This window comes from Rhodococcus sp. 5A-K4, assembly GCF_046097995.1.
Taxonomy (GTDB): Bacteria; Actinomycetota; Actinomycetes; order Mycobacteriales; family Mycobacteriaceae; genus Rhodococcus_F; species Rhodococcus_F erythropolis.
In genome coordinates this window covers 31,167-47,805 of sequence record NZ_JBJURM010000002.1, presented here as the reverse complement: position 1 = coordinate 47,805, position 16,639 = coordinate 31,167, and the positions used below count along the sequence as shown (strand labels likewise).

At 62.3% G+C, this 16,639-nt stretch carries 15 protein-coding genes; 7 read left to right on the top strand and 8 right to left on the bottom strand.

Translation table 11 applies throughout. The annotated features are described in order from the left end of the window. Positions 1–22: 22 nt before the first annotated feature. From ACKAMS_RS02540 to ACKAMS_RS02530, 3 genes are all read right to left on the bottom strand, one after another. Entirely contained in the window at positions 23–1,210 is a 1,188-nt protein-coding gene (locus tag ACKAMS_RS02540; protein WP_408988561.1) for a 4-hydroxybenzoate 3-monooxygenase, read from the bottom strand. A 99-nt stretch (positions 1,211–1,309) separates the two neighbouring features. Next, positions 1,310–2,062: an IclR family transcriptional regulator gene (locus tag ACKAMS_RS02535; protein ID WP_019745792.1), complete on the bottom strand. Its 753-nt coding sequence runs from the start codon at positions 2,060–2,062 to the stop codon at positions 1,310–1,312. 79 nt (positions 2,063–2,141) lie between these two features. Beyond that, on the bottom strand, positions 2,142–3,509 hold the full coding sequence (locus ACKAMS_RS02530; protein ID WP_019745793.1) for an NAD(P)/FAD-dependent oxidoreductase: 1,368 nt from the start codon (positions 3,507–3,509) through the stop codon (positions 2,142–2,144). 123 nt (positions 3,510–3,632) lie between these two features. Here ACKAMS_RS02530 and ACKAMS_RS02525 point away from each other — a divergent pair, with 123 nt between their 5' ends. The 5 genes from ACKAMS_RS02525 to ACKAMS_RS02505 all read left to right on the top strand — a co-directional run bounded on the left by ACKAMS_RS02525 (position 3,633) and on the right by ACKAMS_RS02505 (position 8,786). Then, positions 3,633–4,523, top strand: coding sequence for a LysR family transcriptional regulator (locus ACKAMS_RS02525; RefSeq protein WP_003943104.1), 891 nt, complete (start codon positions 3,633–3,635; stop codon positions 4,521–4,523). Between the two features lie 92 nt (positions 4,524–4,615). Beyond that, positions 4,616–6,079 carry a benzaldehyde dehydrogenase gene (locus ACKAMS_RS02520; protein WP_408988560.1) on the top strand — a complete coding sequence of 488 codons (1,464 nt, stop codon included), beginning with the start codon at positions 4,616–4,618 and terminating at the stop codon, positions 6,077–6,079. Positions 6,080–6,211: 132 nt separating this feature from the next. Further along, on the top strand, positions 6,212–7,729 hold the full coding sequence (locus tag ACKAMS_RS02515) for an MFS transporter (protein ID WP_020909510.1): 1,518 nt from the start codon (positions 6,212–6,214) through the stop codon (positions 7,727–7,729). A 45-nt stretch (positions 7,730–7,774) separates the two neighbouring features. Beyond that, positions 7,775–8,122 carry a hypothetical protein gene (locus ACKAMS_RS02510; RefSeq protein WP_133727281.1) on the top strand — a complete coding sequence of 116 codons (348 nt, stop codon included), beginning with the start codon at positions 7,775–7,777 and terminating at the stop codon, positions 8,120–8,122. Beyond that, entirely contained in the window at positions 8,115–8,786 is a 672-nt protein-coding gene (locus ACKAMS_RS02505) for a Dabb family protein (protein WP_019745798.1), read from the top strand. Before ACKAMS_RS02510 ends, ACKAMS_RS02505 begins: the two co-directional genes overlap by 8 nt. Here ACKAMS_RS02505 and ACKAMS_RS02500 read toward each other — a convergent pair. Both ACKAMS_RS02500 and ACKAMS_RS02495 read right to left on the bottom strand, forming a co-directional pair. Beyond that, positions 8,769–9,698, bottom strand: coding sequence for an alpha/beta hydrolase (locus tag ACKAMS_RS02500; protein WP_408988559.1), 930 nt, complete (start codon positions 9,696–9,698; stop codon positions 8,769–8,771). The two genes, ACKAMS_RS02505 and ACKAMS_RS02500, sit on opposite strands and share 18 nt — an antisense overlap. Positions 9,699–9,873: 175 nt before the next feature. Further along, positions 9,874–10,959, bottom strand: a complete 1,086-nt coding sequence (locus ACKAMS_RS02495) for a TerC family protein (RefSeq protein ID WP_259118291.1) — start codon at positions 10,957–10,959, stop codon at positions 9,874–9,876. Positions 10,960–11,184: 225 nt separating this feature from the next. Here ACKAMS_RS02495 and ACKAMS_RS02490 point away from each other — a divergent pair, with 225 nt between their 5' ends. Further along, on the top strand, positions 11,185–11,532 hold the full coding sequence (locus ACKAMS_RS02490) for a hypothetical protein (RefSeq protein ID WP_020909514.1): 348 nt from the start codon (positions 11,185–11,187) through the stop codon (positions 11,530–11,532). Positions 11,533–11,536: 4 nt separating this feature from the next. Here the strand turns inward: ACKAMS_RS02490 and ACKAMS_RS02485 are convergent, their stop codons facing one another. Next, positions 11,537–12,769 carry a CdaR family transcriptional regulator gene (locus ACKAMS_RS02485; protein WP_019745802.1) on the bottom strand — a complete coding sequence of 411 codons (1,233 nt, stop codon included), beginning with the start codon at positions 12,767–12,769 and terminating at the stop codon, positions 11,537–11,539. Between the two features lie 171 nt (positions 12,770–12,940). Between ACKAMS_RS02485 and ACKAMS_RS02480 the strand changes: the two genes are divergently transcribed. Next, entirely contained in the window at positions 12,941–13,768 is an 828-nt protein-coding gene (locus ACKAMS_RS02480; RefSeq protein ID WP_019745803.1) for an SDR family oxidoreductase, read from the top strand. Here ACKAMS_RS02480 and ACKAMS_RS02475 read toward each other — a convergent pair whose 3' ends face one another. Continuing rightward, entirely contained in the window at positions 13,769–14,980 is a 1,212-nt protein-coding gene (locus ACKAMS_RS02475) for a CdaR family transcriptional regulator (RefSeq protein WP_070385031.1), read from the bottom strand. It abuts the gene before it with no gap. Between the two features lie 37 nt (positions 14,981–15,017). Continuing rightward, on the bottom strand, positions 15,018–16,571 hold the full coding sequence (locus ACKAMS_RS02470) for an acetyl-CoA hydrolase/transferase family protein (protein ID WP_408988558.1): 1,554 nt from the start codon (positions 16,569–16,571) through the stop codon (positions 15,018–15,020). Between the last annotated feature and the right edge of the window lie 68 nt (positions 16,572–16,639).

Below are 16,639 nucleotides of genomic sequence, written 5' to 3'. Positions count from 1 at the left end.
CCGCAAAATCTGCGACAGCTCTCTAGATCAAGGGCGTTCCGACGTAGTTCTCGGCGATCAGCGTTCGTCCGGCGACCGAACGCGTGACCATGTCCAACTCGGCCAGTTGACGGCGATGCCCGAAACCGCTGTCGTCTGGCAAGCGATGGAGCATCGACGACATCCACCACGAGAAGTGCTGCGTCCGCCACACACGCGGCAGCACCGTTTCGGTGTACCCGTCCAACATCTTTCGGTCGGACGAGGTGAAGTAACTGTCCATTGCCTTCGCCAGAGCGTAAACGTCGGCGATCGCGAGATTCATTCCCTTCGCACCGGTCGGCGGCACGGTGTGCGCCGCATCGCCGGCAAGAAACAGGTTGCCGTGCTGCATCGGTTCACAAACGAAGCTGCGGAACTGAAGGATCGATTTCTGAAAGATCCTGCCGTCCTTGATCTCTGCGCCCTCGCCGTCGACGCGCATGTGCAACTCGTCCCAGATTCTATCGTCGGACCAGTTGTCCACGGAGTCGTCCGGATCGACCTGAAGATAATGACGCTGCACCTCGGGCGTCCGCGTGCTGATCAGTGCAAACCCACGCTCATGGTTGGCGTAGATCAATTCTTCCGATGACGGCGGAGCCTCGGCCAGGATGCCGAACCACGCGAAGGGATACTGGCGGAAATGATCCGTTCGGATCGACGGTTCGGGAATCAGCTTTCGCGTTTGCGTACGTGATCCGTCGCAACCGGCCACCAGGACGCACTCGAGCTTCTGGTCGTTTCCGTCCGAGTCGACAAAAGTGATGCTCGGGCGATCCGATTCGTGATCGTGCACTTTCGCGTCGGACACTCCGAATCGAATGTCCCCGCCGTCAGCGAGACGTCGCGCGATCAGATCCTTGAGCACCTCGTGCTGCGGATAGACCGTGACGGCGCGCCCGTCGGTCAGTTCGTCGAACGCGATTCGGTGCCCTCGCCCGCCGAATCGCAGCTCGATTCCGTGATGTTCGAGGCCCTCCCGCTTCAGTCGATCACCGAGTCCGGTCTCGACCATGAGATCAACCGTGTTTTGTTCGAGCACGCCGGCACGAATTGTGCCTTCTACCTCTTCACGGGTGCGACATTCCAGGACTACCGAATCGATTCCCTTCAGATGCAACAGATGCGAGAGCATCAACCCGGCGGGACCACCACCGACGATTCCGACCTGGGTGCGCGAAGAAGACATACAGAGAACTCCTGAGGTGAGTGACGATTGAGACCACCATCGACCACGATCACTCCCCTGAACAGCTGTAATTTCACTCAGTGAAAGACCGAATACGAGCTATCCAAGTCCGCCGCCACCGAGCCCGCGTGAAATTCCACGGGCGGCCGCGACCAAGGCCGGCAGTAAAGGAGCCGGATCCTGCTCCACCGGAACAACTGTCGAGACCGCTGCGACGACATTGCCGCCGGCTTCGCGGACCGGAGCGGCGACGGCAAGGGTTCCGACGTTCAGATACTCACGGCAGACGACAAATCCGGTGCGTCTGATCTCGTCGAGAGTTGCTCGCAAAATCCGCTCGGACGTAATGGTTTTGGGAGTGAACGACTCGAGACCGGCCTGGAGGACGTCGTCGAGAAGTTCGGTTCCGCCGTGCGCGAGGAGAATCAGTCCACCGCTGGACGCGTGCAACGGCAATCTTCCCCCGGCGCGACCGACAACGGTGACAGCACTACGCGAGGACAAGCGCTCAAGGTACAGCGCCTCGGTACCCTCACGAACGACCAACTGCACATTCTCCCGGGTGACCTCGTACAGGTCCTCGAGGAACGGCAACGCCACCTGCCGCAGGCCGTGAGCGCCGGGAGCAAGAGCGCCGATCTCCCACAACCGCACTCCGACCTGGTACTTGCCGTCACTCCGACGCTCGAGTGCGCCCTCAGCCACCAACTGCCCACACAGCCGATGAACGGTGGGCAGAGGTAAACCGCTGCGACGACTGATCTCCGACTGCGTCAACCGCGGCGATTTCGCGTCGAAGGCACCGAGCACGATAAATGCCCGGCCGATCAACGAACGGTCGCCTGATGCCATTCACACAGTGTGACAGGGCAGTGCCACTAAGAATCCACTGTGACTGGCATCAGGCGAAACGTGTTCAGGCGGTGCGGAGCTACGCGGAGTGCGCCAATTCCGGTTCGCGTTCGGTCACCGGCGGCGCGGCCTCGATCTTCATCGGTTCCTGCGCGTAGTGGAAGTGCGGACGACGGTGACCGATGAACGAACCGAACCACGACATCACAGCGACATACCGGTTGCGGAAGCCCACCAGATACATCACGTGCACGGCCAGCCACATGAACCAGGCGATCGTGCCCTTGAACTCGACCTTGCGGACGCGACATACAGCGCTGAATCTGCTGATGATCGACATGCTGCCCTTGTCGAAGTACTTGAAAGGCGTTCCGGCCTTGACCTTTCCGTTCACAGTCTTCGCGGCGTGACGGCCACCCTGCATCGCAACGGGCGACTGACCGGGCAGACCGTTCAGCGAAGTCATGTCGCCGATGGCAAAGACGTTGGCGAACCCGCCGACGGTCAAGTCCGGATTGATGAGCAGACGACCTGCGCGGTCACTCTCACAACCGGTTGCCTCTCCGAGCACTGCGGCGAAGTCGTTGGCGCGTACACCGGCCGACCAGATGACGGTCTCGGCGTCGATGCGCTTCTCTTCCTTGGTCTTTGCCGAAGAAACGGTGACACCGTGCTCGTCGATGGCGGTGACCATGGTGTTGAGGACTACCTCGACACCCGACTTCTCGAGCGAGGCCTGCGTGTACTCACTGAGCTTGCCGCCGAAGGCCGGAAGCGCAACGCCGGCGCCCTCGACCATGGTGACCGTGACCTCGTCGGCACTGATGTTGTTGATGGCCTTCGCAAAGTAGCGACGCGCCAGTTCCTTGATCTGTCCGGCGAGCTCGACGCCGGTCGCACCGGCACCCACGACAACGAAGCTGAGCAGGTTACGGCGAACCAGCGCGTCGTTGGTGGTGTGCGCTTCCTCGAAGCAACGCAGGATCTGCTTACGCAGTACCTCGGCGTCCTCGACGGTCTTGAGCTTGTAGGTGACCTTTTCGAACTCGTCATGACCGAAGTACGCCTGCGTGGCACCGGTGGCTGCGATGAGCGAGCGGTACCCGAGCGTGTGGCGGGTGCCCGAGGCTTCGTAGACGACGGTGTTCTCTTCGGCGTTGACCTCGACGACGCGGCCGAGGCGGACGTCGGCGTTAGGGTACTTCTGCAGGATCGTGCGGATGGGCGGAGCAACTTCGCCGGCCGACAGGACACCCGTCGCCACCTGGTAGAGCAACGGCTGGAAGAGGTGCTCGGTGGTGGCGGAGATGAGAACGAACGGCGTCTTGGACTTCGCGAGGGTCTTGGCCGCGGCGAGGGCTCCGAATCCCGAACCGACAATCACAACCTGAGTCTTCTCGTGTCCAGTCGCGTCGATGTCGGCGCGACCCGCAGCTGTTCTATCCACAACGAACTCCTCAACCAAATTGAAAGTATGACTATTACGGTATGGACTGATCATGGGTCGGGTCCAGCTAGCTGGAGTATTCGCAAGACTGTTATCTCGATTGCTCATAAGTAAGCTGTCCTCATGGACTTCCGCCAACTCAAGTACTTTCTCGTCGTGAGCGAGGAACTGAGCTTCAGTCGCGCCGCCGAACGCTGCTTCATCTCGCAGTCGGCGATCAGCCATCAGGTCGCACGACTGGAGAAGGAGCTCGGGGCGACACTCTTCGAGCGCTCGACCCGGGCGGTTCGCCTGGCCCCGGCAGGATCGCGACTGGTGCCCATCGCGCAGCAAGTCCTCAGTCTCGAAACGATGGCGTACTCCGTCGCACGAGACCCGAGAGCCCGGATCCGAATCACCGGAAACATGAGCTTTGCCGCTCAGACGCTGGACGCCATCGCACACGTGCGCGAACTTCATCCGGATCTGGACGTCGAGTTCGTCATCAAGAGCTTTGCCCACCGCATGGATGCTGTGGCCTCCGGTGACGCGGACATCGCCCTGATTCGCGGCGGCGTCGACCGCCCCGGACTCGAACCCTTGGACCTCGGCGTCGAAGATCTGCTGGTCGTCATGTCGAGTCGGCACCCCCTAGCCGGCCAGCAAAGCGTCGACCTCAATGATCTGGCCGCATATCCCCTGCTCCTGCCGCCGCGCCAAAGTCAGGTGCTCATTCACAAGGTGGTCGAGGACGCATTCCGCGAGATCGATCGACGCGTCCAACTGGGCCCCGCAATTCCGAGCGATCACACAGCCACGCTGGACGTGATCACCAACCCGCGCGCCTGGACCCTGCTCTATTCGATCACCGCAGGCGAATCTCCGCGCGCTGGAATCAGCTTCATGCGAGAATCGCACGGCCGCTTGCGCATTCCCGTCTCGGGTGTGACCCGCAGCGGCGCTACCCACTCCACCGAGTTCGCCGATCTGATCCAAGCACTCAAGGACGCCATGAATCCGTCTTTCACTGAGTGAAAGTGTGATGGCGATCGACCCCCTCACAGAGCAACGTGGTGGGCAACCATGTGATGCGGCGCGCGGTTGCATCCCTTTACCGAGGAGCGGCCATGACGCGTTTGCTGAGCGACCCTGTGTGGGAATCGAAGATCTTCGACGGCGAATGGGTTCGCGGTAGCGCCGACGATCGTATTGTCGTCGAGCCGGCCACCGGCAAGCAGTTGACGACGGTCGGCATGGCAACACCCGACGACGTGGCGGCCGCTGCAACAAAAGCTACTGCAGCTCAGAAGAATTGGGCGGCAAGGCCATACACCGAACGAGCCGCCGTTCTACGCCGCGCCGGTCAACTGTTCGAGCAGTACGCCGACGAAATCGGCGAATGGGTAATCCGCGAGGCCGGCAGCATCCCGGCCAAGGCCGGGCTGGAAACCCATACCGCTGCCGAAGAGTGCTACAACGCAGCAGCTTTGGCCGCACACCCTGTCGGCGAGGTTCTGCGCTCGGAGCAACCTCGGCTGAGCTTCTCTCGTCGCGTACCCGTCGGAACCGTCGGCGTCATCGCGCCGTTCAACTTCCCCATCATTTTGTCGATCCGCGCAGTCGCTCCCGCACTGGCGCTGGGCAATTCGGTGATCCTCAAGCCTGACCCGCGCACGGCGATCTGCGGCGGTGTGGTTCTCGCTCGCATCTTCGAAGAAGCAGGCTTGCCCGCCGGAGTGTTCAGCATGCTGCCGGGCGGCGCTGACGCCGGTGAGGCAATCGTGGTTCATCCGAGCGTTCGCGTCATCGCATTCACCGGGTCGACCCGAGCTGGACGCGCGGTCGGCGAACTGGCGGGCCGCCATCTCAAGCGCGCTCATCTTGAACTCGGCGGCAACAATGCGCTGATCGTCATGGATGACGTCGACCTCGAAAAGGCCGCATCTGTCGGCGCTTTCGGATCGTTCATGCACCAGGGACAGATCTGCATGACCACCGGCCGCCAACTGGTCCACGAAAGTATCGCCGCCGACTACACCGCACTCCTTGCCGAACACGCCGACAAGCTTCCGGTAGGCGACCCGTTCACCGGTCAGGTCGCACTCGGACCCATCATCGACGCCAAACAACGCGACCACATCCACTCTCTGGTCAACGGAAGCATCGCGGCCGGAGCAAAACTGGCTGCCGGCGGCACCTACGAGGATCTCTTCTACCGGCCCACCGTGCTAGCCGACACCCCACTCACCGCGCCGGCCTTCGCCGACGAGGTCTTCGGGCCGGTCGCACCGGTGACCTCCTTCGCCACCGTCGAACAAGCCGTCGCCATAGCCAACGATTCCGAGTACGGATTGTCGCTGGGCATTCTGACCTCCGACGCCATGCGCGGACTCGAACTCGCCCAACAGATTCCCACCGGCCTGGTACACATCAACGATCAGACGGTCGGCGACGAAGCCGTCATCCCGTTCGGCGGCATGGCGTCTTCGGGTAACGGCGGCCGTGTCGGCGGTATCGGTGCAAGCCTCGATGCCTTCACGGAAACACAATGGGTGACGGCGCAAAGTGCACTCCCGGTATACCCCTTCTAGAACGAATTCACAGGGCACGTCCCACTCGGTCGCTGACCAGCATTGACGGGATCGATCTCGCGGACTTACCATCCAGAGAAAATTACTTCGCCACATTAAGCATTTTCTCTTGTTGTTCCCGAGAAGGACCCGTTGACGAACACAGTTACGACGAGCAGTGCCGCGAGCCCCAGCGCCACGCCAACTGCCACCGATTCCCCGGACCAGTCCGTAGCAAGATCGCCGCGCCGGGAGGCCGTGATCATCGGCGCTTTGAGCCTGGCAGCGATGATCGTCTCGATGATGCAGACGCTGCCGGTTCCGATCCTGGGACGGATTCAGTCCGACCTCGGAGCCTCGTCCGCCGGCGTCAGTTGGGTGACGACGGCGACCCTGCTTTCCGCTGCCGTCTTCACTCCCCTGCTGGGACGCTACGGCGATCAGCACGGCAAGAAGCGCACCTTGGTCGGCGTCCTCGTCGTCATGGTGATCGGTTCGATTGTCGCGGCATTGGCGCACAATCTGCCACTGCTGATCCTCGGCCGTGTACTCCAGGGAACAGCCACCGCGATCTTCCCTCTCGCACTCTCGGTCTTGCGCGAAGAGATACGACCACAGAAGCTTCCCGGCGCCATGGCCCTGGTCAGCGGAACTCTCGCGTTCGGCAGCGGTCTCGCCCTCGTGGCCACCGGTCTGCTCACATCGGCTCCGGATGCCGACTACCGCAACGCCTTCTGGATGGCCACCGGATTCGCAGTGCTGGCCTTGATTGCCGTCGCCACGCTGGTCCCGCCCACCACGCACAAAAGCGGTGGGCGCGTGGACCTCATCGGTGCGCTGAGTCTGGGCGCGGCACTACTTCTGCTTCTTCTGGCGATTTCTCAAGGCCACCAATGGGGGTGGTTGTCACCCTTGACCGTCGGTGTTTTCGTGGCCTCGATCGTGATGTTCGCAGTCTGGGTATGGATCGAGAAGATCGTCGACGAACCGCTTGTCGACATGCGGATGTTCGTCCACCGCCCGGTGATGATGGCAAATCTTGCCGGCGTCGTGGTGGGCTTCGGGATGTTCGCGAACTTCCTCGGGATCTCTTATCTCGCACAACTTCCCCGCGATCTCACCGGATACGGCTTCGACGCGAGCATTCTGCGTGCGTCGGTCGAATTCCTGCTGCCTGGCGCGATAGTTTCGCTGATCGCCGCCCCGATCGGCGGTCGTCTCATCAGGCTGCGTGGGCCGCGATTCGTTCTGGGACTCACTGCGATCCTGGGCGCGGTGCCGTTTGCGTGGCTCGCGTTCGACCACACGCACACCGCGTCGGTCATCGGTGCGGGCATGGTGATCGGCGCCGCCCTCAGCCTCGGCTATGCAGCCATGCCCGCCATCATCATGTCCAATGTGCCGCATCATCAGAGCGGCATCGCCAACGGCATCAACTCGATCTCACGTTCCACCGGCAGCGCCATCGGCAGCGCAGTAGTGACAACGATTCTGGCGTCGATGACAATCGCGAACCTCCCCGAAGGTGTTCCGGCGATGCCAAGCGAATCTGCCTTCACCGTCACGTTCGCGACCGCGGGCGTTGCCTTCGTTCTGGTGGGACTTGTGGGGTGGCTGGGGCTGCGACCGGCACACTCCCCGTCCGCTTCCGAACAACCTCCCGCTGCGTGAGATCGGAAGTACTGCAGAGGGTTAGGTGCACCGTAGCCTGCGCACATGGCAGGTGAGACTCTCTACGTGATCGACCGGATCGTGACGAATCCCGGATGCGGGCAGAAGTTCGTCGACGAATGGCGTGCCGGCTACCTGCCGAGCGCCCGGCGACGCAGCCTGACCCTCGACAACATACTTGTCAGTCCGCCGTTGTGGTCCGAGTACGAACCGAACGTCGTGACTATCACGTGGACCGTCGACGGAACCTCCGGTTGGTGGGCAATGACTCGCCTGAGTCGCGGCGACACCACGCTTCGGCAGTGGTGGGATGCCATGGAACCACTCATCTGCGAACGTAGCCGCACCATGGCGGCTGCTGCCGACGACGTCGAGGCACTGGCCGATGTATAACGTCACGAGGGTTGTTTTTGCTGCCGACAGCACGGACTCGGACGGCTGGGCGAATGCGGTGAACACCATTGCAGCAGTGGCAGAATCGTCGGGCGCAGTTCGCCATCTCGTCACCGCTACTCTGCCCGGCGCCATCAACGGCGGAGATCTGATCGTTTATCTTCAGTTCGCGAATGAAGCCGCGTGGCGAGCCGTTAGCGATTCCGTCGACGCCGAACTTCACCACGATGCCATCGAACGCTTTCACGGCGCCGAGTACGTTTCCGGAACCGAGGGTCGCTCGCGCGCCACGGGCCCGAACGGGGTGTATCGAGCGTTGCTGATTCGCGTTGAACCCACTACCTCCGAGGACGAAATCGAACGCTTCGAAAGCGACTTGCTGAAGATGCCCGGGCATATCTCCTCGATCGCTGCCTGGCGACTCAGTCGGGTGAGTGCGGCGACCGGCGCAACACCTGCACGTGACGAAGCGCCGTGGACCCATGTGTGGGAGCAGGAGTTCACCGACCTCGAATCACTGCAGACCCAATATCTCGATCATCCGATCCACTGGAGCGTCGTTGATCGATGGTTCGATCCCGAATGCACCGAAGTCATTGTGCGCGAAAGAATCTGCCATACCTTCGGCGAACTGGGCGACGAGATCCTATCGAGCGGCGGCTGATACCTCGCGGATCATCGCCCAAACTTTCTGGCGTGCCGGCTCTGTGAGCGACAATGACGGAATAGTGAGGAACCCGTGAAACAACCCGTCGAAGCGATGATGCTGCACGGGGACGCCGGCCGAGGCAAGCAGTTTCGCGTACTCGTCACCGGACGAGCACGGCGGATCCAGCTCGGCTGTCACGACAACAGCAGCTGGAAGATCGGCGAATGACTCGGTCCGAGTGGGTATCACCCGCACGTCATCTCGGCGTTCGGGAGCATATTGGTCCCAGTACCACTTCATGGCCGTGGTCGTGTTGTAGTGGTCGGTACCGTAGAGACGGTAGGACTCGGTGTCGAAATCGTCGTCGATCACCGGATAGATGAGAACCTGCGCCGCAACCGCCGGCCCCCCACGATCGCGGGCGGCGATGGCAACTGTCGCAGCAAGATTGCCGCCCGCGCTGTCGCCGGCAAGGACTATCTTGCTCGGGTCTGCGCCGTACTGTGCCGCGTGTTTCGCCGCCCACTCCAATGCGGCGTAGACGTCGTCGTGTGCTGCCGGCGCGGGGTACTCAGGGGCCAGACGATAATCGACGGAGACGACGACGGCGCCAACCCCTTCCGCCATGGACCGGCAGAATTCGTCGTGGCTGTCCAGGTCACAGAACACGAAGCCTCCGCCATGAGCGAAGACGACCAGCGGTATGGCGTCGGAGGAAGTGTGCGGGCGGTAGACGCGGATCGCCAGATCTCCACCGGGGCCCTCGATTGCGAGGTCTTCGACCGTACGCAAATCGGGAAGCCGCTCCAACGGGGCGCGTCGATTCCGAAGCAGAGCACGTAACTCCGACGGCTCGAAGCTGGTGACATCCGGAAATGCGGCGTTGAGCGTGGCCAGCATGGTGATGACTTCCGCGTGAATTGTCATGTGCACTCCTGATCTCGGACGTCGGGCATCCGCCAAGGTAGATCGCGCGCGGCCGAGTGAGAACACACCTTCCCGATCAGTGGTCTGTTTGGTTACGAGAAGTCGTGAGAAACGAAAAGGGAGACCACACCTCGTTGTGTGGTCTCCCTTTTCGATTAGTTCAGCCGATCAGGCGTCAGCTCCTACTGCGAGCATCCACCTTGTCGTCATCGTCGTCGTGCTCGCCGGCAGCAAGTGCGATGTCGGAAGACTCGACGCCCCCATTCCGGCCTGTCTTCTCGAGGTCGACCGGTGCATCACCGGACGCAACCTCTTCGGCCTCAGGCTCTTGCGGTAGCGGTTTCTTGAGGCTCAGGATGATCGAGCCTGCCAAGACCACGATGATCACCGCGAGGCTGACCAGCGAGGGGATCTCGGGGATCGACGTGCTGATCACCTTGTGGCTGGCCTGCATGATCAGCTTCACGCCGATGAAGGCGAGGATGATCGACAGACCCTTGGAGAGGTAGTGGAACTTCTCGAGCAGACCCGAGAGCAGGAAGTACAGGGCACGCAGACCCAGGATCGCAAACGCGTTACTGGAGTACACGATGAACGGGTCGTCGCTCACTGCCAGGACTGCCGGGACGCTGTCGACTGCGAACACGAGGTCGGCGGCTTCGATGGCGACGACGACGGCGAACAGCGGTGTTGCGACGCGCTTTCCGGCTTCCTTGACGAAGAACTTGGTTCCCGCGTATTCCTCGCGAACCGGCATGATCTTGCGCAGCAGGCGAACTGCCAGCGACGTACCCGGATCGAAGCTCTCGTCGTCGTCCTTGAGCAGCTTGTAAGCGCTGTAGAGCAGGATGGCGGCGAAGACGAACAGCACGGCCGTGAACTTGCTGACCACGGCAACGCCGGCAGCGAGGAAGATTCCGCGGAAGATCAGGGCGCCGATGACACCGAAGAACAGCACACGGTGCTGGTACTCACGGGGCACCTTGAAGTAACCGAAGATCAGGGCGAACACGAAGAGGTTGTCGACCGAGAGGCTCTTCTCCAACAGCCAGGCTGTTGTGAATTCGACGCCCGAGTTCACCCCCAAGGTCAGGGTGACAACCACCGCGAACACGAGAGACAAACCGACCCAGAGTGCACTCCACCAGGCCGCTTCCTTGAAGCCGATGACATGCGCGCCGCGGTGGGCGAGCAAGTCGATGAGCAACATGACGACGATGACTGCGGCGAACGCGGCCCACGCCCACATGGGAACGTTCATCGCTGACCACCTACCCGAATGGCACTGATGACTGCGGTCACGGGGAGCTCCTTCACTGGGTTCGGACGGCCGTCTCGCCGTCTTCTCCAGTGTTCCTTGCCGACTTCTATCCATCCCTGTCGAAATATCGACGACTTTTCTATCTAAAGTTGCCGAGATCATGCAATCTAAAGGTGTTGCATCCGAAACCGCCGTTGGAAGGCAACTTGTTCTAGCCTGGCAAACATGAGCACCTCGTTGTACTACTCCGCCGTCCGCTCCACACCGCTGACCGACGACGAGAAGGCCGAAGTCGACCGACTCATCGCCGTCCACAACGACGAATTTCCGTTCGACTACGAGGTCCTGGACCTCTACCCGTCGGATATCCCCAACACTCTGCTCAACGGCTCGACCAAGATCTCGAGCGATCCGACCGAGGTGATTCCGTCACTCGTCTACTGGTTCAACGCACTGACCGAACTCCGGCGAGCGGTGCCCGACGCCGACTGGGACGTTTCACTCGACGACACCCCCGCAGATTGGGATGACAACTCCGGCTACTCGCTCCCCGGACTCGATGACATGCAGTAGCGAATCACGGCGCCGGCGCGATGGTGGCTCCGTAGCTCTCCAGTGCGATGAGGGCCAACTCCGTCGGCAACCGACGCTGGTCGACGCTGCGACCCAGTAGCTTTTCGGCCTGATCGAGTCGATACCGCACGGTGTTCTTGTGCAGGCCGAGGGCTGCGGCAGTAGCGGCCGCGGTGCAGTTGTTCTCGTAGTAGACCCGGACGGTGTCACGGATGCGCGTCGTGACGCCGTCCGCGCCGGCCAGGCCTTTCAGTTCCCGAGCCACCAACTCACGCAGTTCGCCCAGATCTTCGGTGAGCAGACAGGGAACCTGAACATCCTCGTAGACGGTGATACCCGGCGAGCCCCCGGAACGGACCGCCACGCGCTGCGCGGCGAGCGCCTCGCGATGACTGCGAGCGAATCCTTCCATTCCGTAACCGCTCGCTCCCACTGCAACGCGAAGATCCGAATGCCGGGCATCAACATGTGACGCCCACTCCTGGCCGTCGAAATGCGCGACCCACGACCACAGCTCACGCGCGCCCGAAGGCAAAGTCAGAACACGCTCGCCATTGGACTCGTCCACAAAGGTACGGGCGTACGAGTCCAACCGCGCCAATACGTCTGCAGCCGGGTCGGTGTCGTCCGTCCAGAGAACAAACGCCGTGTGGTGGCGCCGCATCGGATAGTCCAGGATCCGGGACGCTTCGTCGGAGTGAAGGGCTTCGCCCGCGACAATCGCGTGCACCGTCTCGGACCGACGCGCAAAAGCGCCGCGCGCCAAGCTCTCCCGCTCCTTCGCGTACGTCGCGACCAACAATTCGGTGGTCACTTCCAGCCATCTCATCGCCGAACCCCACACCCGAACGAGAAGTGCGCGTTTGAGTTCCGGACCGATCGGGAGTGCCTCTATCGACTCGTCGACGAAACCCAGCATCGCGAGGCGTCCGGCGCCGTAGATCTTGAGCAGGACCCGAAGATCCATACCGCGCCGAGCGACGGTGAGTGCAAGCGCAACCGACTCCGCCGGCGGCGTGACCTCTTGGGAACCGCCCGCGATCGCCGCCACGATGACGCGGAGCTGCGCCGCGGTGCTCGCATCCACATCGCGTCGTAGCTCCCGATCAGCCGCTACCTCGGGATTGGCCTCGGCAATGGCGTCGTCGATGCGTTGGACGAAACCGTCGATCACCTCCGGCTGGAGATAGATGGGTGCGAGATTCGCAATCCAGCCGTCCAACTCCGATGTTTCCATGGCGCCTCCCCGAATTGTGACTTAGTCATAAATCTATCGCCTTGGTTCGGCCAACAAGGCCTATCTACCCAACTTCAACTGGTCCACAATCACATCTCACTGCAGTTTCACGTCGCTGCAGATTTACGTCACTGCAATCCCATCCCTCTAGTTTTTGGAGACGCTCGCGATATGAACAAGCCTTTCGACGGTCAGGTAGTGGTCATCACCGGTGGCGCCAGGGGCATCGGATACGCCACCGCGAAACGGCTCATCAGCCTGGGCGCGAGGGTCGCGATCGGCGACATCGACGAAGCCACTCTCGCGCAGGCTGCAAAAGATTTGGGCATCCGTACGTTCGGGCGTCTCGACGTCACCGACCCCGCGTCGTTCTTCGACTTCCTCGACACCGTCGAAGGTGAACTCGGCCCGATCGACGTACTGGTCAACAATGCGGGCATCATGCCGGTCGGACGGATCGTCGACGAGGACGACACCGTGACCAGACGCATCATCGAGATCGACGTCCTCGGCGTGATCACGGGAACCAAACTCGCACTGCGACGGATGCTTCCACGCGGACGTGGACACGTCATCAACATCGCTTCGCTTGCCGGCGAACTCCCGTGCCCCGGTCTGTCGACGTACTGCGGCGCCAAGCATGCGGTGTTGGGCTTCACCGATTCTGTCCGCAAGGAAGTTCGTGGCACCGGAGTGAACGTCTCGTCCGTACTGCCGACGCTCACCAACACCCAACTCACTTCCGGGACTTCGGGAATGAAGGGTTTCCGTGAGGTTCAGCCGGAGGAAATCGCCGAAGCAATCGTCGGCTTGATCACCAAACCTCGACCACGCGTGCGCATTACGCGAGTGTCCGGACTGCTTGTCCAGGCACAGGGTTTCGTGCCCCGACGGCCTTACGAGGCATTGAGCCGACTGTTCGGCGTCGAGACGCAGTTTCTCGGCGACGTCGACACCGCGGCCCGTGCTGCCTACGAGGAACGGGCGCGCACCAGCTGATCAGGCCAGCTCCGTGGCCGGCCAGTCGAGCAACTTCGCGCCCAACACGGCAGCGTGGAGCGCGAAGCTGTCGTTGGGGTCGTTGACGTTCTGGCCGGTGAGTTCACGGATACGGTCCAAGCGGTACGTGACCGCCCGGACCGACAAGTGCAGGTCTCGGGCGGTCTTTGCCGTATTGCCGCCGGCGGAGAAGTACGCGAGCAGGGTGTCGATCATCGGCCCAGCGCCGCCGCGCGCCTCGAGCAGCGGCGTGAGCAGGGTGTGGATCAGGTCGGTGACCGCCGGCCTGTCGTTGACCAGAACGCGGTAGACCAGCAGGTCACGAGCATCGATGATCGGTGCGGTCAGCGACAGGCGCTGCGCCAGGTCCAGTGCGTCCAGCGCCTCCCGGTACGACGCCACGACGCCCGAAGCAGTGGTGCGAGGGCGCCCGACAGCGATCTGCCAGGTGCCGTCCAAAGCACGCCGCTGCAACTGAACTCGCCCGTCGTCATCGGTTCCCGGTCCGAGTGCCGACCGAATACCCGCCAGCACGTGGTCGACGGCATCACGGTCCGGCGCCGCGAAAACGACGACCAGTTTGCCGCTCTTGCTGGCAACCAACGCGTCGGCATCGCCCTTGCTACCGAGCACGGCACGTTCGACGGCCCGCACCAAGGGATTGTCGTCGGTGAACTCGCGCGTCGCGGTCACCACCGCGACGGCATGCGGACCGCTGAGATGGAGCCCGAATCCCGAAGCACGACCTAACAATCCGACGACATCGGCTCCGCCGGTCAACAAGTCGTCGACGAACTCACGGCGTGCCGATACCTGCGAGCGGACCAGAGAACGCCTGGCCAACTGGAATCCTTCGGCCAGTTCGGCGACGGCATCGTCGACGGCGCGGAGCATGACTTCGCCGGCCGAGACGACGGCAGTCGGATCCGATTGTGCCGCAATAACAGCGGGGAGCTCACGCCACAGGCGCCACGCCGAGGAGAGATAAAGATCGAGCAGGGCTCGCAGGGCAACACCCTGCTGCGCCGCTTCTTCACCGCGGGCACGGAAACGATGCAGCTGACGACGCTGCAGCGGCTTCCCCTCGCATACGGCGACACTGAGCACGTCCAGGAAATCACCCAGCAACTCGACGGGTAGGCCACCGGCGTCGTCCGCCCCTGCCGCGGCAACCCGGCGGATGGCGTCGTCAGGTACCCCGGTTCGGCTCACCCTCGCATTCTCTCACTGTCAGCGGAATTGCCCGGCGTCAGGAAAGGTGCATCGAACCCGTGTCGATGTACCGCTGATGGAACGAGAATGCCTCGCCCAGGATGTGCGGAGTCTGCCCCGCGCCCGGCTGAGCGTCGGCGCGAGCGATGTAATCGCGGAGCAGTGGCCGGAACTCCGGGTGAGCACAGTTGTCGACGATCAGGCGCGCGCGTCGCCGCGGAGACAGACCGCGCAGATCGGCCAACCCCTGCTCGGTGACCAACACCTGAGTGTCGTGCTCGGTGTGGTCGACGTGCGGAACCATCGGCACGATCGCCGAGATCTCACCCCCGCGGGCCGTCGACGGACTCAAGAACATGGACACGTAGCCGTTACGAGCGAAGTCTCCCGAGCCGCCGATTCCGTTCATGATCTTCGTCCCCATGACGTGCGTCGAGTTCACGTTGCCGTAGATGTCGGCCTCGAGCATGCCGTTCATGGCGATGATTCCGAGTCTGCGCACCACCTCTGGGTGGTTGCTGATTTCCTGCGGGCGGAGCGTGATGTGGTTGCGGTAGAAGTCGATGTTCGCGGTCAGTTCTTCGATGCCCTCGTCGGTGAGCGCCAAGGCCGTCGACGACGCATGCGCGACGGTTCCGTCCTTGATCAGCTTGAGCATCCCGTCCTGGATGACCTCGGAGTAGCAGGTCAGGCCGCGGTACGGCCCCCGATCGAGACCGCCGAGGACCGCATTGGCAACATTGCCGATGCCTGCCTGCAGCGGAAGCAAGGTATCCGCCGGCATCCGTCCGGCGCGCACCTCGAAGTCGAAGAATTCCAGGACGTGGCCGGCGATCGCCTCACTGACGGCGTCGGGTGCAGTGAGAGGGCTCGCGCTGTCTCGGCAGTCGGTCTCGACAACGGCCACAACCTTCGCGGGATCCACTCGGAATGTCGTCTGGCCGATCCGGTCTTCGACGCGGGTGATCTCGAGAGGCTTGCGATGCGGCGGCAACGCGGTGCCGTAGTAGACGTCGTGGATGCCTTCCATCGCCTCGGGCACCCAGGAGTTGACTTCGAGAATGACCTTGTCTGCGACGTCGAGCCACGTCTTGTTGTTGCCGATCGACGCGGAGGGAATCAGTTCACCTGATTCGGTGATACCGGCGACTTCGACGACCGCGACGTCGACGTTGCCGTAGTAGCCCTCCCACACCTGCTGAGCAACGTGGGAGAGATGGATGTCGACGTAGTCCATGCGACCGTCGTTGATGCGGCGACGCGCGGTGGCCTCGGACTGATACGGCATACGCAGCGCGATTCCGTCGACCTCGGCGAGCAGCCTTTCGGTCTCGGTGGACACCGAAGCACCGGTCAGGAGATTGATCGTGAAGTTCGATCCGTTGCCGCGGGTGTGGTGAATGCGCTCGGCCAGTGCCGGAATGATCACCTTGGGAGTACCGGCGCTTGCGAAACCGCTGATCGAGACCGTGTCGCCGGGGTGAATGAACTTCACAGCGTCGGACGCGGCCATCACCTTCGACGCAAAGGCTGTGGCGCGAATGCGGCTGGAGGTGGCTTTGTGTCCGGTTTCACCGAAGGTTGAACTCACGACACCAGGATAAACAGGGCACGTCGAAGCGATTTACGGGGATAACCCAGACAGAATCGCTCCGACGT